This is a genomic window from Ralstonia sp. RL, from assembly GCF_001683835.1.
GTDB classification, from domain to species: Bacteria; Pseudomonadota; Gammaproteobacteria; order Burkholderiales; family Burkholderiaceae; genus Ralstonia; species Ralstonia mannitolilytica.
Genome location: NZ_LWRX01000095.1, coordinates 1 through 15,976 on the forward strand (window position 1 = coordinate 1; position 15,976 = coordinate 15,976).

At 65.3% G+C, this 15,976-nt stretch carries 15 protein-coding genes; 3 read left to right on the top strand and 12 right to left on the bottom strand.

What is annotated here, in order from left to right; translation table 11 throughout:
- From groEL to A6M56_RS09000, 3 genes are all read left to right on the top strand, one after another.
- A partial coding sequence (gene groEL / locus A6M56_RS08990; RefSeq protein ID WP_286758078.1) for a chaperonin GroEL occupies positions 1–1,072 on the top strand: 1,072 nt, incomplete at its 5' end.
- 210 nt (positions 1,073–1,282) lie between these two features.
- Positions 1,283–2,359, top strand: coding sequence for a YjgN family protein (locus A6M56_RS08995; RefSeq protein WP_286758079.1), 1,077 nt, complete (start codon positions 1,283–1,285; stop codon positions 2,357–2,359).
- 18 nt (positions 2,360–2,377) lie between these two features.
- Positions 2,378–3,463 (top strand): M48 family metallopeptidase, encoded by a 1,086-nt coding sequence (locus tag A6M56_RS09000; protein WP_102080787.1) that lies wholly within the window; start codon positions 2,378–2,380, stop codon positions 3,461–3,463.
- Between the two features lie 15 nt (positions 3,464–3,478).
- On the opposite strand, the gene A6M56_RS09005 is transcribed toward A6M56_RS09000, so the two are convergent.
- From A6M56_RS09005 to cpaB, 12 genes are all read right to left on the bottom strand, one after another.
- The gene (locus A6M56_RS09005; protein WP_045786116.1) at positions 3,479–3,925 is read right to left on the bottom strand and encodes a GtrA family protein; all 447 of its coding nucleotides are present in this window, start codon (positions 3,923–3,925) and stop codon (positions 3,479–3,481) included.
- Between the two features lie 17 nt (positions 3,926–3,942).
- Positions 3,943–5,016, bottom strand: a complete 1,074-nt coding sequence (locus A6M56_RS09010; protein ID WP_102080788.1) for a glycosyltransferase family 2 protein — start codon at positions 5,014–5,016, stop codon at positions 3,943–3,945.
- Positions 5,017–5,073: 57 nt separating this feature from the next.
- Positions 5,074–6,384 (bottom strand): glycosyltransferase family 87 protein, encoded by a 1,311-nt coding sequence (locus A6M56_RS09015; protein WP_102080789.1) that lies wholly within the window; start codon positions 6,382–6,384, stop codon positions 5,074–5,076.
- Between the two features lie 29 nt (positions 6,385–6,413).
- Positions 6,414–7,436, bottom strand: coding sequence for a TadG family pilus assembly protein (locus tag A6M56_RS09020; RefSeq protein WP_045786119.1), 1,023 nt, complete (start codon positions 7,434–7,436; stop codon positions 6,414–6,416).
- Between the two features lie 31 nt (positions 7,437–7,467).
- Positions 7,468–7,914 carry a TadE/TadG family type IV pilus assembly protein gene (locus A6M56_RS09025; RefSeq protein ID WP_045786120.1) on the bottom strand — a complete coding sequence of 149 codons (447 nt, stop codon included), beginning with the start codon at positions 7,912–7,914 and terminating at the stop codon, positions 7,468–7,470.
- A gap of 45 nt (positions 7,915–7,959) precedes the next feature.
- Entirely contained in the window at positions 7,960–8,904 is a 945-nt protein-coding gene (locus A6M56_RS09030) for a type II secretion system F family protein (protein ID WP_102080790.1), read from the bottom strand.
- Positions 8,905–8,965: 61 nt separating this feature from the next.
- Positions 8,966–9,943 carry a type II secretion system F family protein gene (locus tag A6M56_RS09035; protein WP_062739522.1) on the bottom strand — a complete coding sequence of 326 codons (978 nt, stop codon included), beginning with the start codon at positions 9,941–9,943 and terminating at the stop codon, positions 8,966–8,968.
- 12 nt (positions 9,944–9,955) lie between these two features.
- Positions 9,956–11,320 (bottom strand): TadA family conjugal transfer-associated ATPase, encoded by a 1,365-nt coding sequence (locus tag A6M56_RS09040; protein WP_102080791.1) that lies wholly within the window; start codon positions 11,318–11,320, stop codon positions 9,956–9,958.
- Between the two features lie 45 nt (positions 11,321–11,365).
- A complete protein-coding gene (locus tag A6M56_RS09045; RefSeq protein WP_045786124.1) occupies positions 11,366–12,559 on the bottom strand; it encodes a CpaE/TadZ family protein in 1,194 nt (397 codons plus the stop codon).
- An 81-nt stretch (positions 12,560–12,640) separates the two neighbouring features.
- Complete coding sequence (locus A6M56_RS09050) at positions 12,641–12,949, bottom strand: hypothetical protein (protein WP_045786125.1); 309 nt, start codon at positions 12,947–12,949, stop codon at positions 12,641–12,643.
- 28 nt (positions 12,950–12,977) lie between these two features.
- Entirely contained in the window at positions 12,978–14,861 is a 1,884-nt protein-coding gene (locus tag A6M56_RS09055; RefSeq protein ID WP_102080792.1) for a type II and III secretion system protein family protein, read from the bottom strand.
- 149 nt (positions 14,862–15,010) lie between these two features.
- Positions 15,011–15,868, bottom strand: a complete 858-nt coding sequence (gene cpaB, locus A6M56_RS09060; protein ID WP_045786127.1) for a Flp pilus assembly protein CpaB — start codon at positions 15,866–15,868, stop codon at positions 15,011–15,013.
- Positions 15,869–15,976 lie beyond the last annotated feature (108 nt).

Genomic DNA, 15,976 nt, shown 5'->3' on the forward strand with positions numbered 1-15,976 from the left:
AGGCATGCAGTTCGACCGCGGCTACCTGTCGCCGTACTTCATCAACAACCCGGAAAAGCAGGTTGTCCAGCTGGACAACCCGTTCGTGCTGCTGTTCGACAAGAAGATCAGCAACATCCGCGACCTGCTGCCGGTGCTCGAGCAAGTGGCCAAGGCCGGCCGTCCGCTGCTGATCATCGCTGAAGACGTCGAAGGCGAAGCCCTGGCAACGCTGGTGGTGAACAACATCCGTGGCATCCTGAAGACCGCTGCCGTCAAGGCTCCGGGCTTCGGCGACCGCCGCAAGGCCATGCTGGAAGACATCGCCATCCTGACGGGCGGCCAGGTCATCGCTGAAGAAGTCGGCCTGACGCTGGAAAAGGCAACCCTGAACGACCTGGGCCAAGCCAAGCGCGTCGAAATCGGCAAGGAAAACACCACGATCATCGACGGTGCCGGCGATGCCAAGAACATCGAAGCGCGCGTCAAGCAAGTGCGTGCCCAGATCGAAGAGGCGACCTCGGACTACGACCGTGAGAAGCTGCAAGAGCGCGTGGCCAAGCTGGCTGGCGGTGTTGCCGTGATCAAGGTTGGCGCTGCCACCGAAGTCGAAATGAAGGAAAAGAAGGCCCGCGTGGAAGACGCGCTGCACGCTACGCGCGCTGCCGTGGAGGAAGGCATCGTGGCTGGCGGCGGTGTTGCGCTGCTGCGTGCCCGCGCTGCCATCTCGAACCTGCAAGGCGACAACGCTGACCAGAACGCCGGCATCAAGATCGTGCTGCGCGCGATGGAAGAGCCGCTGCGCCAGATCGTCACCAACGCTGGCGAAGAAGCGTCGGTCGTGGTGGCGAAGGTCATCGAAGGCAAGGGCAACTACGGCTACAACGCCGCCACCGGCGAGTACGGCGACCTGGTCGAAATGGGCGTGCTGGACCCGACCAAGGTGACCCGCACCGCGCTGCAGAACGCCGCTTCGGTTGCATCGCTGATGCTGACGACGGACTGCGCCGTGTCCGAACTGCCGAAGGACGATGCAGCTCCGGCAATGCCGGGCGGCATGGGTGGCATGGGCGGCATGGACGGCATGATGTAATTTGCCTGTCCGGCAGACCGGCCCGACCGCTGGATCTTCCGGTGGTCGTTCCAGAGAAGAACCCCGTGGGTGCGAGCCCGCGGGGTTTTTTGTTGCCCGCGCGCCGGCGCTTTGTTAAGGCGCTGTTAACGGTGCCGGGCGGCCGGTTCGCTACAATCGGCCCACCCGTGGCCAAGCGGGACATCACAACAACTCAGGGAAGGGAACAAGATGAACGACATCGCCAGCGAGTCCGTCCTGGGCAGCGCGCCCGCTCCGGCAGTCCCGCGGCCGCTGCGCCTGCGCTTTATCGGCAGCGGTTCGGAATACTTCCGCATCTGGATCGTCAACCTGCTGCTGACCATCGTCACGCTGGGCATCTACTCGGCCTGGGCCAAGGTACGCACGCTGCAGTATTTCTATCGCAACACGCAACTGGCAGGGTCGAGCTTTGATTACCACGGCAGCCCGATCGCCATTCTCAAGGGCCGGGCGATCATCTTCGTGCTGGCGTTGGCGTTCAATGTGCTGAGCCATTCATCGCCGGTGCTGGGCTTGGTGTTCCTCGTCTTGCTGGCGGCGGTGTTCCCGTGGCTGCTGGTGCGCTCGCTGCGGTTCCGCATGGCCAACTCGAGCTATCGCGGCCTGCGCTTTGCCTTTGCGGGCAAGGATGCCGAGGGCTACATGGTGTTCCTGGTGTGGCCGATCCTGAGTGTGTTCTCGCTGTATCTGCTGGCGCCGCTGGCGCATCAGCGCTTCAAGCGCTATCAGCACAAGAACACGCGCTTCGGCACCACGCCGTTTGATTTTTCCGGCACGCCGGGCAACTTCTACGGCGTGTACCTGCGCACGTTCGGCCTGGCGGTGCTCGCACTTGTGGTGGCATTTGGCGTCCTGCTGCTGCTGGGTGTCTCGGTCGGCAAGGGGCATGGCAGCGCCGGCCGTATCCTCGCCATCGGGCTGACGGTCGTGCTGACCTACGCGGCGATGCTGTTTCTCACCCCGTACTTCATGTCGCGCCTGCAGAACGTGGTGTGGAACCACACGACGCTGGGTGCGCACCGTTTCCAGAGCCAGGTGGGCGCAGCGAAGCTGTTCTGGATTTTCATCTCGAACGCCGTGCTGACCGTGATCACCGTCGGGCTGTTCACGCCGGTTGCACGCGTACGCACGCTGCGCTACAAGCTCGATTCGGTGACGATGCTGGCGGCCGGTTCGCTCGATACCTTTGTCGCCGGCGAGACCGCCAAGGTCGGCGCGCTGGGCGACGCCGCCGTGGATTGGTACGACATCGACATCGCCCTGTAACCGCGCAAGGCCCCGCCCGTGATTCTCGCCACCTACTTTGACGGCCGCACCTCGCGCGCGCAACCGGTGCGCCTCGCCGTCGAGGCGGGCGAGGCGGTGCTGTTCGACCCCGAGGGCACGCCATTGCGCCGTGCGCCGCTTTCCACGCTGCGGGTGTCGGAGCGCGTCAAGCATGCGCCGCGCCTGATCACGTTTGCCGACGGGGCCTTCTGCGAGATCGGCGACGCGGCCGAACAGGCGGCGCTCAATGCGCTGCTGCATCGCACGGGATATCACGAAGGCTGGGTGGTGCTGGCGCAGAACAGCTGGAAGCTTGCTCTGGGTGCGCTCGTGGCCATGATTCTGGTGCTCGTGCTGGGCTACCGGTACGGCCTGCCGTGGGGCGCCAAGGTGGTGGCGAACCTCGTGCCGCAACGTGTGGAGACGCAGCTCGGGCACGGCACGCTGCGGGCGCTGGACGAGCGCTGGCTCGAGCCGAGCAAGCTGCCGGCAGCGCAGCAGCAGCGCATCCGCGCGCGCTTTGCCGCACTGCGCACGCCGCACGAGGCCACGCACACCTACAACATCGTGTTCCGCGACGCGGGCAAGCTGGGCGCGAACGCCTTCGCGCTGCCCGGCGGCGACATCATCTTGACCGACGCCCTGGTGACGCTGGTGGGCGAGGGCGATGGTCTCACCGGTGTGCTGGCGCATGAGGCGGGCCACGTGGAGTACCGCCACGGGCTGCGTCAGCTGATCCAGTCATCGGCGATCGGCGCCACGGCGGCGCTGCTGTTTGGCGATGTGTCCAGCATTCTGGCCGGCGTGCCGGCGGCGATGCTCACCCTGCGCTACTCCCGCGACTACGAGCGTGACGCCGATCGCTACGCCGCCAGGATGCTGCAGGAGAACGGCCTGTCCGTCGGTGCGTTTGCCGACGTGCTGCAGGCACTCGAAGACACGCACGCCGGCACGCGCAAGGCGGATGCCAACAAGAAGCGCGATGCGGCCCGCGATGACGACGCCTCGGCGTTCTTCTCGTCGCATCCGCTCACGCGCGAGCGCATCGAGACGCTGCGGCGTTTTGATCGGACGCATGGTGCCAGCGACGGCGAGGCCGACTGACGCACCGGCGTGCCTTCAGCGGAACGTCCAGCACCGGTGCAGCACGAAGGTCAACGGCGGCACTGTCGCCAGGATGGCCGTCAGCCCGATCCAGTAGCTTTGGCCCAGCGTCTGGGCCGTCCAAGAGATCGCCAGCGTCAACGCGAGGCCCAGCAGCGAAACGGCGTAGAAGCGCAGGAAATTGGCGCCGCCCGGCTTGGCCGAAAAGCTCCACAGCGCATTGAGCAGGTAGGAGCACACATTGGCGCACACAAATGCCACGCCATTGGCTGTCACCTGAGACGCCGACACTCCGTTGATGAGCGCGGTGGCGATCGCCACGTGCACGCCGGTGGCCACCACGCCCGACACCCCAAAACGGAAGATGCGCATCAGCATGGCCGGATCCGGCAGCCAATGCGCCAGAGGCGGCGGCAGCCTGCCAGCCAATGCGGCCATGACGCTGGATTCGGTTTGTCGCATGATGTGGCTCCGTTGCTTCAGCGGCGCGTGGCGTGGCTGCGTTGGCGTTCGCCGTGCGGCTGGCGTGTGCGCGCGCTGGCAATCGGGATGACCTGCCGGCTGCCATTGCCGGGGACGCGGCTGCGCGGCCGGCGCTCCTGGTAGCGGCGTTTGACGAGATAGATCGGTCGGCCCTTCGCTTCATCGTAAATGCGGCCGACGTATTCGCCGATCATTCCCAGGCCGATCATCTGCAGCCCGCCGAAGAACAGCATCAGCGACAGCTCCGAGGCGTAGCCCGGCACCACCACGCCGAAGATCATCGTGCGCAGGATGATGAATGCGCCATAGCAGAACGCCAGCGCAGCAACGAGCGCACCGAGATACGTCCAGCTACGCAACGGCAGCGTGCTGAAACTCGTGATGCCTTCCAGCGCGAAGTTCCACAGCCGCCAGCCAGAAAATTTTGACGTGCCCGCGCTGCGTTTCTCGCGCTCGTACTGCACGATGACCGTGCTGAAACCGACCCATGCAAACAGGCCCTTCATGAAGCGGTGCCGCTCCGGCAGTTGCTTGAGCGCGTTGACCACGGCGCGGTCCATCAGCCGGAAGTCGCCCACGTTCTCAGGCAGCTTCAGGTCGGATAGGCGATTGTGGATGCGGTAATAAGCGGCGGCGGTCACGCGCTTGAGGAACGAATCGCAGGCGCGGTTGGCACGCTGGGCCAGCACGACTTCGGCGCCTTTGCGCCAGTGCGCGACCAGCGTGGGGATCAGCTCCGGCGGATCCTGCAGGTCCGCATCGATGGGGATGACGGCATCGCCCTGCGCGTCGTCCAGGCCGGCGGTCAGTGCCGCTTCCTTGCCGAAATTGCGGGTCAGATCGACCACGCGTACGCGCGGGTCGGCATGCGACACGGCGACGAGCTTGGCGAGCGTGTCGTCTGCACTGCCATCGTTCACGCACACGATCTCGAACTGCATGCTGTCGATCGATTCCAGGATCGGCACCACGCGGGCGAAGAAGAGGTGCAGCGCATCGCCTTCGTTGTAGAACGGTACGACGAGGGAAAGCAGAGGCGCGTCGTGTGGGTCTTGATGATTCGGTTGCATGACTTCCCCCAAGAACTCTGATGACGATATGCAGACCTATGACGGGTCTGTCGATGCTTATGCGGTGGTGCGTGCGTTCGCCGCTGCCGGCATGGCTGTCGCAGCCGGCAGGCCGGAGTTGGCGCTGGTGGCGGTGTGCACGCGTGCGTGCGTGAGCGTTCGGTGCACGGTCATCGCCATCATCGCCACCAGGAAAAACGGCCCGACCTGCGGTAGCTGGAACAACGGATTGGTGAATTCGAATACCGGCAACAGCCATGCCGCAACCAGCAGCCCGCGCTCCATGCCCGACAGGCCGAAGCGAATGCCATGGCTGACGTAGCCCGCGATCGCCACGACGAGCCACGTGAGTTCATACGCCCGCACATAAGGCGAGATGAGCAGCGTGGCAGTTGCCAGCGCAGCAACACGCAGCCCGGTATCGCTCGTGCGGCGCCACACGATGGCGGCGGCAAGCGTTGCCAGTACGGCCACCGACATTTGAATCGCATAGGCCAGCTTGATACCGATGCCGGCTGCGCGCGCCGCCGCGAGGAAAGTCGGCATGACATACCACGCGGTGCCGCCGTGTTCGACGAGGTTGGTCTCGGCCCAGTGCGCGCTCCGGATGAAGGCGGGCACGGTGTCCCAGCCGCAGACGGCAACGCTGATGGCGGCGAACAGAACCGCGGTGACTGCCGCGCTGGCCATCGTCTTCCATGCGCGGGTGACGAGCAGCACCACTGGAAACAGCAGCGCCAGTTGCGGCTTGATGGCGAGCAGGCCCATGGCGATGCCGGCCAGCACGGGCCGCTTGTCGAGCCATGCCACGGCCGTAGCGGCCAGCCCCGCGGTGAGCATGGAGTTCTGCCCCATCAGCACCGTCACGAACACGGCCGGCGAGCTGACCACCGACATCCACGCGTGCTGGCGCGCATCCACCTTGTCACCAAGCAGCCGGGTTGTGGCCTTCACATACAAGCCGCCGGTGGCGAGCATGAACAGCAGATAGCTCGGCCACAGCGGCAACAGCGACAACGGCAGCACCACCAGCAGGAAGGTCGGCGGATAGAGCCACGGCAGGATGCGCTCGCTGCCCGCTTCCAGCGTGCCGAACTGGTTGATCACCACCATGATCTTGTCGATGTCGTAGGCGTCGAGCGGGTGACCATGGAGGGCGATGTGCGACGCGCCCCAGAACACCGAGAAGTCTGACCCTGGCCCGGTAATGCGCGTATCCGTGAAGCCGTTCGTCACCCACGCACCCAGCGTGAAGATCAGCAGGAAGACAGCGAGCGCCAGCTTGCTGCCTTTGCGCACGGTGCCGGCGTTGATCCAATGACGATCGGCCACCGGCTGCGTGTGTTGCTGTTGATTCGACTGGACCATGGCGCCTTCCCCGTGAATGGTCTGTGAGCCTAGTTTGCGAGGCGCGGCGGCACATAGGCGCCGTAGTTCGTGCCGGAACCGCCGCCACTGACTTTCGTGTTGGTAGTGAAGTTGCCCTCGATGTAGGAATGCGATCCGTTGGTGACGACCTTTGTGATCGTGAAGCCGGCAAACGCCACCACAGGCGAACTTGAGCCGGGCACAACGTTGGCCACCACGGGCATCGTCACGGTGTACGGAAGCGACGGGATTGCGTTGTAGACGCTGGTCTTCACCCCGGTTGAGATGTTGATGCTGTCGCCAACGTTGATCGTTGTCGGGTTGCCGCTGCTAACCAGTCCCTTCTCGGTGTTCGCATCGGTAGGGCCGTTGAAACCCGTCCACTCGCCACTGGCGCAAGTGCCACTGCCCGATCCATAACTGGTGTTGATCTGAAGGACCTTTGGCTGGCCGGTCGCCGGGTCGTTGATGGGCTGGTTGGTGGTGGAGTTCCAATACAGATCGAACAGGCACTTGTTGAGTGCCACCGGAAACAGCGCCCCCGGGTTGGCCGTGCCCGGCGCGGCAATGACAGCGACCGCCGTGGCGCGGATGTCCGCCGTGCCGCCGCCAAACACCCACGTCAACCAGCCTTTGACGGCGCCACCGTTGACGCCCGATGCGCGCGTAATGGTCACTTGCACGCCTGGCACGTCGTTCTTCCCCGGTGTGATGCTCTGCGCTTGCATGCCGGCCGGGGTGCCGGTCAGATTCCAGTAGCCGGCCGTGACCGTGCCGGTGGCGAGCTTTGTGCCATCGGAAGCATTGAGCGTGACGGCGTTGGTGCCCTTGGTGACGGCGTTGCTCCACTGCGGCGTGGGGCTGATCGGGTTGAGCCCCGCCGCGCCTGCCAGTGCCGCCGCGTCCGCCGCGTTCTGCAGCTCATTGCGCACCACATACAGGTGCGCCACGTCGACGGCGATCGCACCGATCGACAGGAAGACAACCAGCAGCATCGGGGCAATCATTCCGACCGCGCCGCGTTGCCGTAGAGAGAGGGCTTGCTGGGTCATGGCATACCTCGCACAGTGCAGGAGCTGCGGGCTATTCGCAGAGCATGGTGGTCTGCGCGCTCATCGCCAGCGATCCTGTAAATGGCGCCAGCTTGCCGAGCACGAGGCCCGTGAACGTGTACGACACCGTCACCGTGAGTGGATTGCCGGAGGCCGAGCAGGTCGTCACCGCGCCCACCGTGCAGTTGGCTGCGGCACCGAACGTCACCAGTCGGTTCTGGCAGTAGTTGGTCGCCACGCTCTGGATCTTCGTGCTCGTGGGCACAGGGTTGCTGAACACCACGCCCGCGCGCGCGGCCTCGCGGCTGGCGTTGGTGATGACCGCCTTGTCGTACCACGCCGCGCCAAATTCGACGATGCCGAACACCACCAGCAGCAGGATCGGAAAGACCAGGGCGAACTCGACGCCGGCCGCGCCGCGCATCTTGCGCGTGCGGGCAGGGCGGTGCGCGGTACGTTGGGAGGCACGGGAGCGCATGATGGTCTCCTTGAAGCGATGGCGGGTCGGCTGTCTGACTTCGATTTACTGTTGGGCCGCGACCGAACGCAGTGCGCCGATCACCTGGATGGCTGCGGGGCCCAGCAGCACGACAAACAGCGACGGGAAGATGCAGAAGATCAGCGGGAAGAGGATCTTGGTGCCGATCTTGGCGGCGCGTTCTTCGGCCAGCATGTGGCGCTTGGTGCGCAGCATGTCCGAATGCACACGCAGCGATTCGGCCACGCTGGTGCCGAAGCGGTCGGCCTGGATCAGCATGGCCACCAGCATGCTGACGTCTTCCACGCCGGTGCGGGCGGCGAGGTTGCGCAGGGCTTTTTCCCGTGCGAGGCCGGCCCGCAGTTCGAGTGTCAGTAGTTCGTACTCTTCGGCCAGCGCGGGGCGCGCGGTCCGCATTTCTTCCACCACGCGCAGCACGGCGGCATCCAGCCCGAGGCCCGCTTCCACGCACACCATGATGAGGTCCAGGCTGTCGGGAAACGCTTCGAAGATGTCGCGCTGGCGGCGGCGGATCTTTGCGCGCAGCACGATGTTTGGTAGGTAGAAGCCCAGCAGCGCGGCACCGAACAGCACGCTCAGGAATTCGTTCTGATGGTTGGCGTCAAAGCGGCCCAGCAGCGCCAACGACAGCAGCAGCGGCAGCCCGATCGCCAGCAGCGTCTTGATGCCGAAGTAGATGGCGGGTGCATCCGGCGAGCGCCAGCCGGCATGCACGAAGCGCGTGCGCAGGTCGGAAGATTCCCAGCCATCCTTGGGTAGCGACGCCTTGGCCAGCGGCTTGGCGATCCGGCTGATCTTGTGCAGCCAGTCGTTGGAAGTGTCCTGCGGCACGAGGCTGGGCGCTTCACGGTCGATCTGCCCGAGACGCCGCTGCAGCGCACTCGGGCGCAGCACATTGAGCGCCACCAGCACCGCGCCAAAGACGATGATGAACGTGCCGCCAAGCAAGACTGTCTGTGCGATCTGCATGTTCGTTCAGGGTTGCCCCCGCCTCCGAATTCTGTTCTGTGCTCTATGGCGCCGTGTCGTGTCAGATGTGGATGCGTACGATCTGGCGGATCCACAACACGCCGACGCAGGTCATCACAATGGCCGACCACATCATCTGAATGCCCGTTGGGTCTTTCCACAGCGTGGACATCAATTCCGGGTTCAACTGGTAGACCACCAGTGCCATGCCCGGTGGCAGCGCGGTCAGGATCCAGCCGCCGAGGCGGCCCTCTGCCGACAGCACGCGCACCTTGTCGAGCAATTGCAAGCGCTTGCGAATGAGGGAGCCCACGTTGTCCAGGATCTCGGCCAGGTTGCCGCCGGATTCGCGCTGGATGAGGATGGCGATCACCAGGTAGCGCAGGTCGTCCACCGGCACGCGGTCGATCAGGCCGGCGAGTGCGTCGTTCAACGAGACGCCGTAGTTGATCTGGCTGAACACCATCGCCAGCTCGGCGCCGATCGGCTGCGGCAGTTCATCGCCCGCCATCTCCAGCGCGCTCGGCAGCGAGTGGCCGGCACGCAGCGCGCGGCTGATCAGGTCGGTGGCTTCCGGCAGTTGCGCTTCGAGCTTCATCAGCCGGCGCGTGCGTCGATGCAGCACGTAGAACAGCGGCAGCGAGGCGCCCGCAGCGGCCAATGCGAGCGAGGCGACCCACGGCGGATTGAGCGGCGAGATGCCGATGAACACCACCACGGGCACCGCAAGCGTCAGCGCCAGAAACCGGGCGACGGACCAGTCCAGCCCCGATTGCAGCAACAGCAGGTCGAGCCGATTGACGCGTGGCAGCCGGCCGAGCAGTGCCGCCACTTCGGGCGATTCCGCCAGCACGCGCTGCTTGAGGATGCTCTCGTCGGCGCCGTGCCGTGCGCTGCTGAGAAGCGCCATCTTCAGCCGCTGGCTCAGGCGCTTGGCGGTCTGGCTGTGGCGGCTGTCCCACCACAGATACGCAGCGGATACGCCCAGCACAATGGCCACGAAAACCGAGAGCGTGAAACCGATCACCATGGTGTCCATGTCGGTTCTCCTTTAGACCTCGTATTGCACCGAGGGGTCGTACAGGGTTTCCGGCAGATGGATGCCGAAGGCCTGCAGACGTTCCGAGAACTTGGGCCGCACGCCCGTCGCGCAGAAGTGGCCCTTGATGCGGCCGTCCGCGTCGATGCCCTTGCGGCGGAAGGTGAAGATCTCCTGCATGTTCACGACTTCGCCTTCCATGCCGGTGATCTCCTGCACGCTCACCAGCTTGCGATTGCCGTCGGTCAGGCGCGTCACCTGGACGACCACCGTCAATGCCGAGGTGATCTGCTGGCGCATCGTCCTGGGCGGCAGTTGCAGGCCCGCCATGCTGACCATGTTCTCGAGCCGCGTGAGTGCATCGCGTGGTGTGTTCGCGTGAATGGTGGCGAGCGACCCTTCGTGGCCCGTGTTCATCGCATGCAGCATGTCGAGCGCTTCGGCACCGCGCACTTCGCCGAGGATGATGCGATCGGGCCGCATCCGCAGGGCGTTCTTCACCAGCGAGCGTTGCGTGATCTCGCCGCGGCCTTCGATGTTGGCGGGGCGCGTTTCCAGGCGCAGCACATGGTTCTGACGCAGTTGCAGTTCGGCCGCATCTTCAATGGTGACGATGCGTTCGCTTGCCGGGATGTAGCCCGACAGGATGTTCAGCAGCGTGGTCTTGCCGCTGCCCGTGCCGCCCGAGATCAGGATGTTCAGCTTGGCCTTGACCATCGCATCGAGCAGCTGCGCCATTTCCGGTGTCATCGTGCGGAAGTTGACCAGGTCCTGGATCGTCAGCGGGTTGACGGAAAAGCGCCGGATCGACAGCAGCGGCCCATCGATCGCCGACGGCGGAATGATCGCGTTGATGCGGGAGCCATCGGGCAGCCGCGCATCGACCATCGGGCTCGATTCATCGATGCGGCGGCCAACGCGCGACACCATCTTTTCAATCACGCGCATCAGGTGCGCGTCGTCGTGGAACGTCACGCTGGTCAGCTCGAGCTTGCCGCGGCGTTCGACGTACACATACTTGTGCGTGTTGACGAGGATGTCGGAGATGGTCGGGTCGGCCAGCAGCGGTTCGAGCGGCCCGTAGCCGAGCATCTCGTCCTGCACGTCGGAGACGAGGCGGCGGCGTTCGCTCTCATTGAGCTGGTGCTTGCCTTCATCGACGATGCGCTCGACCAGTTGCGCCAGCTCGCGCTTGATCTGCTCGGGCGTGAGCTGCTGCAGGCGGCTCAGTTCCACGCGGTCGATGATGATCTGGTGCACGTCCTGCGCCACTTGCTGATAGGCCGCGCTGGTGTGGCCATTCGAGCCGTTCGCGTTCGTCACGCGTTGCGGTAGCGCCTCGCCGGCTTGCTGAAAGAGTTGTTCTCGCAGTGACATGATGGGCTCCACGCGATCGAGGGTTAGAGACGTGTCGGGCGCCTGTCAGGCCCGCACCGGCGCCGGTACATGGTTGGCATGGCCGAACAGCTTGCGCAGCAGGCCGTCGCGCTGCGGCTGCGTGGCAGGGAAGAGCTGCCGCGCCATGTCCGTCAGCGCGCGGCTGATCGGGCTGTTCTCGGCCACGTCCAGGACTGGGCGGCCCTCGTTGACAGAGTCGCGCACGGTGGCCGGGTCATACGGCAGCACATGCGAGACCGGCATCCCGAAGGCGCTTTCCAGGGTGTTCTGCGTGAAGGGCACGCGCTTCTCGTACTGATTGACGATGAGTTTCAGCCGTTCTGCGCGATAACCGAGCGAGTGGCAGATCTCCATCAGCCGGCGGCCGGCACGCAGGTAGGCGAGATTCAGTTGCAGCACGGCGTAAATCGCGCTGCTGTGGTCCAGCACCAGGATCGACGCCGGGTTGATGTCCTGCCCGAGGTCGAACACGACCACGTCGTACATCGATGCGGCGAGCGTCAGCAGGCGTTCCAGATGCATCGCCTTGATCTCGCCGGCCTTGATCGGGTCACCCGCGCCGGCCAGCACGTCGAAGTCGGGGCCGACATGCGTGACACAGGTATCGAGCAGGGCGGCATCGAGCCGGTCGATCTGGTTGCAGACATTGGCCAGCGTTGCCGGCGGGGTCTGGTCCGTCACCAGGAAGGCGGCGTCGCCGTATTGCTGGCAGAGATCGACGAGCAGCACATGCTTGCCGTGCCGTGCGCTGAGCACATGCGCAAAGTTGGCGGCGGTGAAGGTGGTACCGCTGCCGCCCTTGCACGACAGGAACGACAGCACCTGGCCCTCGTTGCGCGAGCCGGACAGCGCGTGGCTCGTGCAGCGTTGCAGCTCGTCGCGAAACTCGTGCGCGTCGGGCGGCCACGGCAGCACGCACTGCACACCCGCGCGCATGGCCCGCATCAGCAGGTCGGCGGACGGGTTTTCCGTCAGCAGCATGCAGAGCGTGTCGGGGCGGTCCGTCGTCAGGCGGCGCAGCTGCTGGATGTCGTCGGCGCTGAAGGTGGCAGCCTCCAGGATCAGCAGATCCGCGCCCTGCGCAAGCCCTGGCTTACCGAGTGCCTGGGCGGGCGCGGCGCACGTGCGGTGAACGACGTGGCTGGTGGCCTGTGCGATCAGCCCCGCGAGGTATTGCAGGTGCGATTCGTCGGCGGATACGAGAGCGATCTTGGCCATGGCCGGGCTCCTGTGAGCGTCTGGTGACGCGCCGCGGGTGGCGGCGCGTTTTCCTCTTTCAGCGTTCTTGCGTGGTGCGATCTACCGGTCTTCCGAACTCAGGCTCCTGCCCGATCCCACACCCACCGTGAAGGCGCTGACATCGGCTGACGGCTTGACGAACTGGGTGTTGTAGCGGTCCATGGCGGCGGTGGCGGCACGTCCGTCCACGCCCGTGACCGGGTTGGTGTTGGCCGATGCACTCGGGTTGAGCGTCTGCATGGCCCGCACCGAGCGGACGGCCTCACCGAAGTGTTTGTCGTACTCCGGGGTGGTCGTCATGCAGCCAGCCAGGGTGAGGGCGATTGCGCTGCAGCGTCCGGCCCGCGCCAGCTTCGAGGTGATGTTCATGATCGTCTCCTTGAAGGTTGCGATCGGGTCAATCGTGGAAGGGCTGTTCGCCCATCGACACGAAGCGGCGTGCCTTCGGTGCCGGCGCGATGGGAGCCGGCGCGGGCGGTGTGCCGTTGTGGGCCGGTGCAGCAGGTACCGTGGCGGCTGCGGGGGCTTGCGCTTCGGCTGCGGTGTCGGCTGCAGCCGAAGCGCTCGCGGTGGGGGCTGGCGCTTGAACAGGTTGGGCTGCGGGCGCTGCAGGTGCAGCTTCGGCAGCCTTCGGTGCCGGCAGTGAGGAAGCCGGGGCGGCCATCGCGGCCGGTGCCTTGACCGGCTTGGCCTTGTGCCCTTCCATGTTGCCGTTGAGCAGGATCTCGCCCGTGTTGACCTGACCGAACGTATCCGTCGGCAGCGGGTAATCGGCGGGCAGCGGCTTGACCAGGCGCGGGGTGACCACGAACACCAGCTCCGTCTGGTCCTGCTGGAAGCTTGTGCTGCGCGCCAGCGCACCGATTACCGGCAACTCGCCGACACCGGGGATGGCCTTCAGGCTGCCCGTGATGTTGTTCTTGATCAGCCCGCCGATGGCAAAGCTCTGGCCGTCATGCACCTGCAGCGTGGTGGAAGCGCGCCGGGTGGTGATCAGCGGCAGGATCTGCGTGTTGTTGGTGTTGGGTGAGGTCACCGATACACCGGTCGGAGAGAGCTCCGAAACTTCCGGTGAAACCTTCAGGTTGATGCGGCCGTTTTCCATCACCGTGGGCGTAAAACGCAGGCCCACGCCGAACGTTTCTTCCTGCAGCACGATGGTGGAGACACCGCCCACCGCAGCCCCTTGCGCGACAGGAATGAAGATCTTGCCGCCGGCAAGGAAGCTCGCTTCCTGACCGCTGATCGCCATCAGGCTCGGCTCTGCCAGCACCTTGACGAGCCCGTCGCCCTTCTGCGCATCCAGGGCGAACTTCAGCGGCAGGCGGTTGTTCTTGCTGAAGTTGACGATGTCGTTGGAGCCCGAGAGGAAGTTGGCGAGCGCGCCGACCGACCAGCTGCCGAAGGCACCGGCCACATTGAGCGCCGAGCCCATCTGGTCGATCAGGGTCTTGGAGACTTCCGCCACCTTCACTTCCAGCATCACTTGTTGCGGGGCTTCGACCGCCATCATGTTGATGATGCGTGGGCTGCGCAGCGGCGCGCCGTTCTGCCCGCCTGCATTCATCTGGCCGGTGGCTTGTTGACCACCGCCGCCTTCTTCTCGCACGGGGCCGCGCGCCTGACGCGTGACAAACGCATTGGCGATGTCGACGATCTTCTGCGCCTGCACCGAATCGCTCACCGTGCCGCCCAGCACGATGCTGTCGGCGGCGGCAGAGACTTCAACGTTCTTCGCGCCCGGCACCAGGCGGCGCAGCGCGGCTTGCAGGCCGGCCGGGTCTGCGCCCACCGACACATCAATGACCGTGCACGATCCGCTGCGGCCCTGCACGATCATGTTCGTGGAGCCGACTTCCAGCCCCAGCACGTACAGCGTCTGCGGCGACACCAGCATCGCCTGCACCACGCGGGGGTTGCCGACGGTGCGGCTGCGTACGGCTTCCGGCAGCTGCACCATCGTCGATTTGCCGATGGGGACGGTCACCTCGCTGTGTTCGCGCATGGCGCCGGTGCAGTTCGGCCCCTTGGGTGCCGAATCGCGGCTGGCTTCTGCGTTGCTTGCGCTGCCGATGGTCAGCTGGATCGGCCCGCTGGCCGACATGCGCATCGGCTTGGCTGGCGCCGCCGCGTTATTGGTCAGGATGGCGGATTCCACACCGACCTGCGCGTGCGCCGCACCTGCCCAAAGCCCCGCCAACATGGCCACTGCGGTTGCAGTCGCCTTCATGTACGTCCCCATGCAGCGTGTCTCGCCGCGTTGCGTGATGAGTCGGTTCATGGTGATCCCCCAGATTGGTTGTTCTGCAAGACAAGGCCGGTTATGTGTTGCCTGTGACCGTGCCGGAGCCCTCTTCCTGGGGCCTTTGGTCTGTTCTTCCTGTTGTGTTGTTGATCGTTGCCCGTGACTTTTGGGTGATGCGCTTCGCTTCAGAAGCACTCGGCGCCGCGATCCACGCCGGCAATCACGCCGATGCAGTTGCCGGGTGCGCGCTGCGCAGCAGCCACGCGGCGTACCACCTGCACCGTCTTGACCACCGGCACCGCCACGGCCGCCGTGATCTTGGGCTCCTTGAGCAGCGTGCTCTTGGTCGCGCCGGTGGTGTCGGCGGGTTGCGGGTCGATCTGGTTGCGCAGCACCAGCGAGAGCGTGCCCACGCTGCGTGCGAGGTCGAGCTTCTCGGCTTGTTCCGGTGTGACTTCCAGCGTGACGGCGTTCACGACCTTGGGCTTGGTGTCGTCGCGGTTGACCTCTTGCGCGACGGCCAGCACCAGGATCTTTTCCAGCACGATCTTCGAGATCGACTGATCGGACCGATCGCTCGCCGCTGCCTTGCCGTCTTTGTTGTCTTGCAGCGTGTTGACGATGATGTCGACGTAGCTGCCCGGCAGCGCGAAGCCCGCCACGCCCACCACGTCATTCACCCGTACGGTGATGGCGCGCTTGCCTTCGGCAATGACGGCCGACAAGCCGCCTGCCGTGCCCTGCGGCGTGAGCTTCGATTCCAGTACCGGCTCGCCGCGCGTCAGGCTGGCGCGCACGACGCGGCCGCTGAGCGCTTGCGCGTCGGAGATGGCGCCGGGCGGCAGGCTGGCGGTCGGCCAGTCCACCACCTTGATGAAGTCTGGCGACAGGCGCTGGCCGAGGTCAATGTCGGCGGCGGCTACGGCCACCTTGGTGATGCCGCTGCTGCTTTGCTGCGTGAGCCAGCGCGAGGCGAAGACCACCGCCGCAAGGCCGGCGATCGTGGCGATCAGCAACATGGAGAGAATGCGCAGGTTTTTCATTTCCCAACCCCACTCGGATGGTTCTCAATCCCACCGCCACCTGGTCCGAAGACACGTAGCGGGCATGCACGGCCGGCCAAGGCGCCGGTCAGCCGAAGAAGAGGGGGA

Bases quoted from the DNA above. Each gene is read 5' to 3' on its own strand.
- A6M56_RS08995 (WP_286758079.1), top strand. From the start codon at position 1,283: ATGAACGACATCGCCAGCGAGTCCGTCCTGGGCAGCGCGCCCGCTCCG.
- A6M56_RS09005 (WP_045786116.1), bottom strand. From the start codon at position 3,925: ATGCGACAAACCGAATCCAGCGTCATGGCCGCATTGGCTGGCAGGCTG.
- A6M56_RS09010 (WP_102080788.1), bottom strand. From the start codon at position 5,016: ATGCAACCGAATCATCAAGACCCACACGACGCGCCTCTGCTTTCCCTC.
- A6M56_RS09015 (WP_102080789.1), bottom strand. From the start codon at position 6,384: ATGGTCCAGTCGAATCAACAGCAACACACGCAGCCGGTGGCCGATCGT.
- A6M56_RS09020 (WP_045786119.1), bottom strand. From the start codon at position 7,436: ATGACCCAGCAAGCCCTCTCTCTACGGCAACGCGGCGCGGTCGGAATG.
- A6M56_RS09025 (WP_045786120.1), bottom strand. From the start codon at position 7,914: ATGCGCTCCCGTGCCTCCCAACGTACCGCGCACCGCCCTGCCCGCACG.
- A6M56_RS09030 (WP_102080790.1), bottom strand. From the start codon at position 8,904: ATGCAGATCGCACAGACAGTCTTGCTTGGCGGCACGTTCATCATCGTC.
- A6M56_RS09035 (WP_062739522.1), bottom strand. From the start codon at position 9,943: ATGGACACCATGGTGATCGGTTTCACGCTCTCGGTTTTCGTGGCCATT.
- A6M56_RS09040 (WP_102080791.1), bottom strand. From the start codon at position 11,320: ATGTCACTGCGAGAACAACTCTTTCAGCAAGCCGGCGAGGCGCTACCG.
- A6M56_RS09045 (WP_045786124.1), bottom strand. From the start codon at position 12,559: ATGGCCAAGATCGCTCTCGTATCCGCCGACGAATCGCACCTGCAATAC.
- A6M56_RS09050 (WP_045786125.1), bottom strand. From the start codon at position 12,949: ATGAACATCACCTCGAAGCTGGCGCGGGCCGGACGCTGCAGCGCAATC.
- A6M56_RS09055 (WP_102080792.1), bottom strand. From the start codon at position 14,861: ATGAACCGACTCATCACGCAACGCGGCGAGACACGCTGCATGGGGACG.
- cpaB (WP_045786127.1), bottom strand. From the start codon at position 15,868: ATGAAAAACCTGCGCATTCTCTCCATGTTGCTGATCGCCACGATCGCC.